The following is a 9,627-nucleotide window of genomic DNA, read 5'->3' as shown; positions in this document are numbered from 1 at the left end:
TGGGAGAGGTGTATAAGAGCCGGCCCCCACCCCCTGCCCCGCCCCCAGCGCCGACGAGGCCAGCCCCCCCGCCTGCCCCCGCCGCTCCGGCGGCACGATCCGGACGAACTCCGCGTTCGCCGACACCTGGTACGAGCTCAGCGCCCCCGTCAGCACCCACAACCCGAGCAGCACCCAGAAGCCGGGCTGGAACACGCTCAGCACCAAGGGCACACCGGCGGCGACCGCCATCGGCCCCATCAGCCGTAACCTCCCGTCGACCGGCACGTACCGGGTCAACAGGAACACACCCGTCACGGTCCCCACCGGGATCGCCGCCATCAGCAGCCCGGCCTCGACCGCCCCCAGCCCGAGCGAGGCCGCGTACGGCACCGCGATCCCCTCGGGGATGACGTGGAAGGCGCACATCAGCGCCAGCACCAGCAGGCCGCGCAGCCGGGGCGTCCCCGTCACCAGCCGCAGCCCGGTCCCGGTCGACGCCCTCCAGGAGCCGCCCCCGTCCCGCCGCCCCGCCGCGGGCCGCCGCCGTACGGTCACCGCCGTGATCAGCGCGCACCCCGCGAACGTGGCCGCGTCGATCGCCAGCGAGACCCCCGGCCCCACCAGGGCCACGACCAGCCCGCCGCCCGCGAACCCGAGGAGCGTCATCGTCTGGCTGGTGAGGTAGTTGACCGCCACCCCCGTCGCATAGACGCCGGCCGGCAGGATGTCCGGGATCATGGCGATCCGCGCGGCCTTGGCCGGCGAGTCGAGCAGCTGCGCCACGAACACCAGCCCGCACAGCACCGGGAACGGCATCCACGGGATCGCGACCAGGCCGATGAGCACCATCCTGGCCAGATCCGCGCCGATCATCACCTCGCGTCGCGGCCACCGGTCGGCGAGCCATCCCAGCAGCGGCCCGCCGACCAGCGCCGGCACCAGCGTGAGCGCGTAGACGACGGCGGTCAGCGCGGCGGAGCCGGTGCGCTCGTAGGCGATGACGGCCAGCGCCACCCGGGCCAGCTGATCCCCCGCCCGCGACAGCAGGCCCCCCAGCCACAGGCCCCGGAACTCGCCGTACCCGAACACCTGCCGGAACCCACGCCCGTCCACCACAGCCCCCTGTCACAGCCGATGGCGGCACCCGCGCCGGATGCCGCCACCTCACCCGGTCAGACCCACTCGTGGTCGCGTCGCATGATTGCCTCCCTTCCTTACTTCGCCTGAGGAAGCATCGTAGGCAGAGCCGCTTTCGTTCCCCTTTAGGCCTTAAGCCGGAAACAGGCCCGACCACCGGATCGCGACGCAGCGGTCCACGTGCTGCTGATCATCATCAGCAGTACCGCGAGCAGCATCGGCGCCCCCGCCAGCGCGAAGCACCACCCCAAGGACAGGCCCTCCACCACGAGCCCGGCGCCCGCGGTGCCCAGCGAGCTACCGGCGTTGAAGGCGGTGTTGACCCACGCACCGGCCTGGGTCCGGCTCTCCGGGCCGGCCAGCTCGTCGGCGAGCAGATAGGCGGTCGTCAGCGCAGGGGCCACGAACAGCCCGATGACCCCGGCCGCCGCGGCCAGCCCGAACAGGTTCGGCGCCGCTCCGGCAGCGGCGACCGCCAGGCCCAGCGCGGCGGCCAGCATCCGCAGCCGCGCCGCCCCGGAGGCACGCCAGACGATCGCGCCGTAGGCCAGGCCGCCGACCGCGCTGCCCGCCGCCAGCGCCGCCTCGACCCACGCCACAGCGGCGGGCTGCTGCTGACGCTGGGCGAAGACGACCAGGAGCAGGCTCAGCGCCCCCAGGCACAGGCCCAGCGCGGCCGAGGCCACGACCGGCGGTATCAGCGCGCGGGCGCCGGACAACCGCCCCCGCCCACGTCCGGCGGCCGTGGCGGGGCGGGCCCGCATCGCCTGTGACGTGACGAGGGCGAACGTGCCCGCCGCCACCAGGCAGGCGCTCACGGCCACGCCCGCCGCCGGGTTGACGACCGCCGCCAGCAGTCCGGCCAGGAGCGGACCGGTGATGTAGAGCAGTTCCTCGGCGACGGTGTCGAGGCTGTAGGCGCGTTGGAGCAGCCGCCGGTCGCGCAGCAGATCACTCCACAGCGTGCGCATGACGGGCCCGAGCGGAGGCGCACACGCGCCCGCCGCGGCGCACAGGACTGCCAGCAGCCCCCAGGAGACGCCGGGCCGCCAGGTGAGCAGGGCCAGGCAGCCCAGAAGCACCGCGTAGAGCGCGGCCATCGGAGGCAACGCCCGGCGCGGCCCGTACCGGTCGATGAGCCGGGCCCGTACGGGGGAGAGCACGGACGTGGTGAGCCCGAACAGGGCAAGGAGAGCACCGGCCAGTGCGTAGGAGCCGACGGTGGCCGTGAGCGCCAGCGTCAGCGACAGGAAGACGGTCCCGTAGGACAGCCGCCCCAGCAGCGCGAAGCCGAAGGCGCGCGCGGCGTGCGGATGCGAAAGGACGGCGACGTAGGAAGGAGACATGAAGGTTCCTCAGGAAGGCGGCGCGTCGCGAGCGCCGAGACGTGCGAAAGGACACCGGCGTGCCGCACGCGTCGGTGCGGCTCCGTGGTGGCCTAGGCACGGGTGAGGAACATGCCGATCACCCTACCCTGCCTACGTCAGCGGGCCTCCCACAGGGGACAGGCAGGCAACCTGTGGAGGTGAGCATCGGCACCGAACCCGGGGTGAAAGTTTCAGCGGGGTTTGACGGGGGCGGCGCCCGCCACTCATGATCATGCTGTCTCCTGGTCAGGAGGAGCCGTCGAGTGAGGAACCACTGCCACGGCGAGGTGCACCGATGCCGAAAACCCTGCTCCGGGCCGCGTCCGCGATCCTGCTGACGCTGGCCGCCCTGAACGTCCCCACCGCGCATGCCGACGACGGCGCCCCGGTCGCGATCACCGTCAACACCCGTGCCGCCCTCTCCGGCGTGCCCGGGACCGGCATCGGCGCCAACCACGCCATCTGGGACGCGCATCTGGGCAGCGACGAGACCGCCGACCTGCTCAAGGACGCGGGCGTGCAGTTGCTGCGTTACCCCGGCGGCTCGTACTCCGACATCTACCACTGGGCCGACCACACAGCCCCCGGTGGCTATGTCGCCCCGAACACCGATTTCGACACCTTCATGGCCGGGGCGCGCCGCACCGGCGCCCAGCCGATGGTGACGGCCAACTACGGCACCGGCACGGCCGAGGAGGCCGCGGGCTGGGTCCGGTACGCCAACGTCACCAAGGGCTACGGGGTGAAGTACTGGGAGATCGGCAACGAGAACTACGGCAACGGCCACTACGGCGCCGCCTGGGAAGCCGACAACCACGCCGACAAGAGTCCCGCCGAGTACGCCCGGCACGTCGTCGCCTACGCGGACGCGATGAAGGCGGTCGACCCCACCATCAAGATCGGCGCGGTGCTGACCACGCCCGCCAACTGGCCCGACGCGATCAAGGCGGAGGGTGACGAGGGAAGCTGGAACGAGGTCGTCCTGTCGGCCGCCGGTTCCAAGATCGACTTCGTGATCCTGCACTGGTACCCGGGAGCCCTCGACCGCACGGGACACGTACCGGACATGATCCAGCTCACCCGTGAGCAGCTCGCCCGGCACGCCGGGCCGGGCGCGGAGCGGATCGGCATCGCGATGACCGAGTTCAACACCGGCTCCAGCAGCAACGGCACCAACACCCAGCCGGGCGCGCTGGCCGCCGCCGACGCGTACGCGACGCTGCTGGCGAACGGGGTGTTCACGGTCGAGTGGTGGAACGTCCACAACGGCATCGGCACGGTCACCGAGGTGGAGGGGCACACCGACTACGGCGACTTCGGCCTGCTGTCGAGCGCGGCGTGCACCGCCGACGGGTCGGTCTGCGAGCCGGCGTTCAACACGCCCTTCGCGCCCTACTACGCCCTGCAGATGGTCGGCGAATTCGCCAGGCCCGGGGACCAGTTCGTCCGGGCGGCGGCCGACCGGCCCGCCGTCAGCGCGCACGCCGCCCGCCGTCCCGACGGCGACCTCGCGGTCCTGATGATCAACACCTCCCGGGACACCTCGTACGCCGCCTCGATCGACTACGAGGGCTACACCCCGGCGGCCGGCGCGCCGACGGTCCTGACCCACACCAACGGCGCGACCTCGATCGCCTCGGCCACCGGCGGCAGCGCCACCAGCCAGGTGCTGCCCCCGCTCTCGCTCACCACGATCGTCCTCAAGCCGGCCACCTCCCGGACCGGCCCCGGCGCCCCGGACCGGCCCACCGCATCGGCGGTGACGGACACCACCGCCACGATCACCTGGCCGCGCGCCACCGCCGGTGACCGTCCCATCGCCAAGTACGAGATCCATCGCCAGCACGGCGCGGTCACCGAACAGCTCGGCGAGACCTCGGGCACCTCGTTCACCGTCCGCAACCTCAGGCCCGGCACCCGCTACACCGTCAACGTGATCGCCCGCGACACCGGCGGCGGCCTCTCCTGGTCCTCACCGCCGCTGACCCTCACCACGAAGGCCCCCGCCACGAGCTCCTGCTCGGTACGGCTGAGCGTCCAGTCGGACTGGGCGAGCGGGTACGTCGGCGCCCTCGACATCACCAACACCGGCGCCCCGATCGACGGCTGGACCCTCGACTTCGCCTGGCCCAGAAGCTGGCAGAGTCTGGGGAGCGGCTGGAGCGCGGCCTGGACCCAGGACGGGCAGGCGGTCAAGGCCGTCAGCGAGCCGGGGAACGGTTCCCTGGCGACCGGCGCGTCGACGACGATCGGCTTCGTCGGCAACTACTCCGGCCCGAACGTCCTGCCGTCCGTGTTCACCCTCAACGGAAGGGTCTGCGCCACCCACTGAAGGCCCGCTCTGCTGACATTTCCATGACATGTCGCCATTCGGTCAGGCACATACCCCCCATGTGCCGCGCCCTATCCCGCATCCTCATGAACGAGTAAAGCAATGTGTCATTGCACGACAGATCGGGTTCGTTCATGGGATGGATCACCCGCTTCACCGCCGTCGGCGCGGGCCTGGCGATGCTCGCCGTGCCCGCGCAGGCTCAGGCCGCAGCACCCGAGCCCGCCGCCGGCGGCGACCCGCACGAGGTCACGCTGATCACCGGCGACGTGGTCACCGTACGGGAGTTCGCCGGCGGCAAGCGCGCCGCGACCGTCCGGCCCGGCAAGGGCCGGGAGGACATCAGGTTCTTCACCGAGGAAGAGAACGGCGAGCTGACGGTCACCCCCGCCGACATGGTCCCCTACCTCTCCCGGGGCCTGGTCGACGAGCGGCTGTTCTCGGTGAGCGACCTCATCGAGCAGGGGTACGACGACGAGAGCAGCGAGGTCCTGCCGCTGATCCTGTCGTACCGGGAGAGCGACGCGAAGGCCATCACGCTGCGCAGCGTCAACGCGCGGACGTTGCGGGCGGACAAGGACGAGCTGCCCGTGCTGTGGGCCGCCGAACGCGCGGGCGGCGAGCCGCGGCTGCGTGACGGGCTGGCCAAGGTGTGGCTCGACGGCAAGGTCACCGCGACGCTGGAGCACAGCGTGCCGCAGGTGGGCGCGCCGCAGGCGTGGCAGGACGGGTTCGACGGCAAGGGCGTCAAGGTCGCGGTCCTGGACACCGGGATCGACGAGACGCACCCCGACGTCAAGGACAAGGTCGTGGAGGCCCGCAACTTCACCGACGACCCCTCGGCCAAGGACGAGCACGGGCACGGCACCCACGTCGCCGCGACCGTGGCCGGCGTCGGCGCGGCCTCGGGCGGGCTGCGCAAGGGCGTGGCGCCCGGCGCGGAGCTGATGATCGGCAAGGTGCTGGACGCCTCGGGCAGCGGCTCGGAGTCGCAGGTGCTCGCCGGCATGGAGTGGGCGGCCAGGGAGAGCGGCGCCGGCGTCGTCAACATGAGCCTCGGCGGCGGCGCCACGGACGGCACCGACCCGCTCAGCACCGCCGTGAACGTGCTGACCGAGCAGACCGGAGCCCTGTTCGTCATCGCCGCGGGCAACGAGGGCGGTGAATACAGCGTCGGCTCGCCCGGCGCCGCCACCTCCGCCCTGACCGTGGGCGCGGTGGACGCCAACGACGCGCTCGCCCCCTTCTCCAGCCGTGGACCGCGCCTGGACGAGGCGGTCAAGCCGGACATCACCGCACCGGGCGTGGGCATCGTCGCCGCGCGGGCGGCCGGCACCGGCCTGGGCACCCCGGTCGACGAGTTCCACACCAAGCTCTCCGGCACCTCCATGGCCACCCCGCACGTGGCGGGCGCGGCCGCGATCCTGGCCCAGCGCCACCCCGAGTGGAAGGCCGGTCAGCTCAAGGACGCGCTCGTGTCCACGGCCAGGACCATCGCCGGGCAGACCCCGTACGAGCAGGGCGGCGGACGCCTGGACGTGGCCCGCGCCCTGCGTCAGACCGTCACCGCCACGGCGACGCTGAGCCTGGGCGTGCACGAGGACGGCGACACCGGCGTCCCCGCCGGGGAGATCACCTACACGAACACGGGACAGGCCCCGGCCGCCCTGACCCTCACCCCCGCCTTCACCAACCTGGACGGCGAGGCTCCGGCCGAGGGCGCGGTCACCCTGTCAGCGACGACGCTCACGGTGGAGCCGGGAGCGAGCGCGACCGTGCGGGTCACCGTGGACCCGGCCAAGCTCCAGCACGGCCGGCACGCGGGCTACGTCACCGCCACCGCTGCCGACGCGGTCGCGCACACCACGTTCGCGCTGACCCGCCGGGGCAAGATCCACGAGGTCCACTTCACCGCCGTGAACCAGGAGGGCAGCCCCGCCCGGGTGCCCTTCATCTCCCTGTACGGCGCCTCCAGCAGGGACGACGCCTACGGCTACATCCTCGACGAGCAGGGGGGCTGGACGGCTCAGGTGGCCGAGGGCACCTACCACATGCAGGCGATCCTGGGCGAGTCCAGTGCCGAGTCGCCCATCGACACCCTCGTGGTGAACCCGGAGCTGGCCGTGACCGGGGACCTGGAGGTCGTGCTCGACCCGAGGACCGCCGTGCCCGTCGAGATCAAGACCTCGCAGCCGGTGATGCAGGAAGGCATCTCCACCTACTTCACCCACCGCACGTACGGCTCGCGCAAGATCAGCCTCGGCTCGATGAACTTCCCGTCGGTCGACGGGCTCTCGGTCACGCCGACCAAGCCCGTCGTCAACGGCACGTTCGAGTTCGCCTCGCGTTGGCAGCTCTCCGCGCCCCGGGTGACGGCCCGGCTGGGCCGCGACACGCTGGTGGTGCGTCCCGCGATCCGCTCGCCGGAGTTCTCCGGCAAGAAGCGGTGGCGGCTGGCCACCGCGGACTCCGGGAACGTGTCCGGCAAGGCGGTCGTCCTGGTCAGCGAGGAGTTCGGCGACTGGCCGGACAAGCTGCAGGGCCTCGCCGACGCCGGAGCCGCGGCGGTGATCGTGGTCGGGCCGGACGGCCGGGCGATGTGGCAGCCGTGGAAGCCGGAGGGCGAGCGCGACCCGCTGCCCACCCTGCTGATCACCCACGACCGCGGCCAGGCGGTGCTCGACCAGGCGCGCTCGGGCGGCATGATCGAGGTCACCGGGCAGTTCGCCCCGCCCTACCTGTACGAGGTCATGCAGGTCTCCCCCGGGCACGTGCCCCAGCGGATCGTGCACGAGGTGAGCTGGCGCAACACCGCCCTGGTCGACGCCGGCTACCACGAGTCCGGCGGCGAGGGCTACGGCAAGGACCAGCGCTACGGCTGGCGCCCCTGGCAGACGTACGACCTGGACTCGCAGATGGAGACCCAGCGGATCGTGAACACCCCGCTGCGCCGGGCCGAGTACGTCAGCGCCGGCGACACCCAGTGGCAGCACGTCGTGCAGCACGCGCTGACCTGGGAGTCGATGAGCCGGCTGCGCGGCGGCATCACGGACCTGCCGAGGAGCTACCGGCCGGGCGAGACCGTCAAGGAGCGGTGGTTCGCCCCGGTCGTCCGCCCTGCCGTCCGGTCGGCGACCCGGACGGGTGACGTCCTGGCGGTGCAGGTGCCCGAGTTCGTGGACGGCGACGGGCACCACGGCTTCGCACGTGACAGCCCCGACCAGGACACCACCTCGGCCCGCTTCTTCAGGGACGGGCAGCTGGTGGAGGAGCGGTCCACCCTGCGGGGGACCTTCCCCGCCGTGCCCGAGGACGCCGAGTACCGGCTGGAGCTGACCACGACGCGGACCGGCGAGGAATGGCGCTACGCCACGGCCACCCGGTCGGCGTGGACGTTCAGGTCCGCCAAGCCGGAGGGCACGCAGCCGTTGCCGATGCTCGGCGTCGACTACGACGTCCCCACCGACCTGGAGGGCAGGGTGCACCGGGCGCTCCCGGTCAAGCTCGGCTTCACCGCGCCCGGCGCCAGGAAGCTCAGCGCGGAGATGTCGTACGACGACGGCAAGACCTGGCGGCGGCTGCCGCTGGTCCCCGTGGGCCGGGGCGAGCACGTCGCCCTCGTCTCGCACCGCAGGACCGACACCGGGGTGTCCCTGCGGGTGACCGCGACGGGCGCCTCCGGCGAGCGGTTCGAGCAGACCGTCACCCGGGCGTACGGGGTCCGGTAGCTACAGCCAGCGCTCGCGGGCCGCATGCCAGGCAAGTTGCATCCTGGTCTGCGCGCCCGCGAGCCGCATGAGGTGGTAGACGCGGCGCTGGACCGTGCGCAGGCTGAGCCCGAGCTGGCTCGCGATCGACTTGTCCGGCACGCCGGCGACCAGCAGCGAGAGCAGATAGAGCTCGTCGGCGTCCAGCGGGCAGCCGGGCGCCGCGTCGATGACCTGCCCGTCGTCCAGGGTCCTGATCGGCGTGGCCCGGTCCCACTGGGCCTCGAACAGCGCGATCAGCGCGTCCAGCAGGCTGCTGCCGCGCACCAGCGCGGCCGTGGTCCCGGACCTGCCGCCCGCGTGCTGCACCAGCGGCAGCAGCGCGGTCTCCCGGTCGGCGATCATCATCCGCACCGGCAGGAACCGTACGGCTCGGGCCCGCTCGCCGAGTTTGATGCCGTACGCGACGTTGGCCACCATCCCGGGCTCCTCCAGCAGGGCCCGCTCGTAGATCACCCGATAGTCCACGCCACGGCCGAGCGCGTCCAGCTCCTCGGTGTTGTCCTGGGACGGCATCACCACGTGCCCGGCCCGGCAGAAGTACATGACCTCCTCGCGGGCGCTGTTCTGCAGGTGGCGCACCTGCTCGCGCAGCGCGGCCCGGCTCGGCAGCACCTCGATCAGCCGGTCGGCGTCCCGGCGGCGCAGGCTCGTGCGGTACTCCTCGGCGAGCTGCTCCACCGCCTGCCGCGCCCAGTCGATCGTCTCCTGGCGACGCATCAGCCGGGGCCCGAGCGCGACGTCCGGCGCCACCGGCGCGAACCTGCGGCCCTCCGCGTCGCGGACGAGCCCCATGCCCTGCATGAGGGCCAGCGCGCGGGCCGCCTCCTCCGCCGTGATTCCCAGCTCCTCGGCGAGGTCCGTCACGCCCGCCTCACCCGCACGTACGAGTAACCGGTACGCCCGTTCCGTCACCTCGTCCAGCCCGGCAGCCTCCAACATGGCTCCATGATGGCAGCTAGCCCCCAAATGGCACATATGTGCACTTAGATCACCTGAACGCCGGGTCGCGCGGCCGGCACCGCCGACCTCGCCCAGCTCC

Annotated in this window: 5 protein-coding genes; 2 read left to right on the top strand and 3 right to left on the bottom strand. The window is 72.4% G+C overall.

The window, feature by feature from the left end:
- Both ADY59_RS06690 and ADY59_RS06685 read right to left on the bottom strand, forming a co-directional pair.
- On the bottom strand, positions 1 to 1,095 hold a 1,095-nt coding region (locus ADY59_RS06690), incomplete at its 3' end, for an MFS transporter (RefSeq protein WP_197093479.1).
- A gap of 149 nt (positions 1,096 to 1,244) precedes the next feature.
- The gene (locus ADY59_RS06685) at positions 1,245 to 2,465 is read right to left on the bottom strand and encodes an MFS transporter (RefSeq protein ID WP_049558971.1); all 1,221 of its coding nucleotides are present in this window, start codon (positions 2,463 to 2,465) and stop codon (positions 1,245 to 1,247) included.
- A 316-nt stretch (positions 2,466 to 2,781) separates the two neighbouring features.
- Between ADY59_RS06685 and ADY59_RS06680 the strand changes: the two genes are divergently transcribed.
- The gene (locus tag ADY59_RS06680; protein WP_049558968.1) at positions 2,782 to 4,818 is read left to right on the top strand and encodes a cellulose binding domain-containing protein; all 2,037 of its coding nucleotides are present in this window, start codon (positions 2,782 to 2,784) and stop codon (positions 4,816 to 4,818) included.
- A gap of 134 nt (positions 4,819 to 4,952) precedes the next feature.
- Complete coding sequence (locus tag ADY59_RS06675) at positions 4,953 to 8,546, top strand: S8 family serine peptidase (RefSeq protein WP_063780584.1); 3,594 nt, start codon at positions 4,953 to 4,955, stop codon at positions 8,544 to 8,546.
- Here the strand turns inward: ADY59_RS06675 and ADY59_RS06670 are convergent, their stop codons facing one another.
- The gene (locus tag ADY59_RS06670) at positions 8,547 to 9,527 is read right to left on the bottom strand and encodes a LuxR C-terminal-related transcriptional regulator (protein ID WP_049558963.1); all 981 of its coding nucleotides are present in this window, start codon (positions 9,525 to 9,527) and stop codon (positions 8,547 to 8,549) included.
- Between the last annotated feature and the right edge of the window lie 100 nt (positions 9,528 to 9,627).

The organism is Nonomuraea sp. SBT364, from assembly GCF_001083785.1.
Lineage (GTDB): Bacteria > Actinomycetota > Actinomycetes > Streptosporangiales > Streptosporangiaceae > Nonomuraea.
Note: the sequence above shows the minus strand (reverse complement) of the source record. Positions and strands in the feature narration are given on the sequence as shown.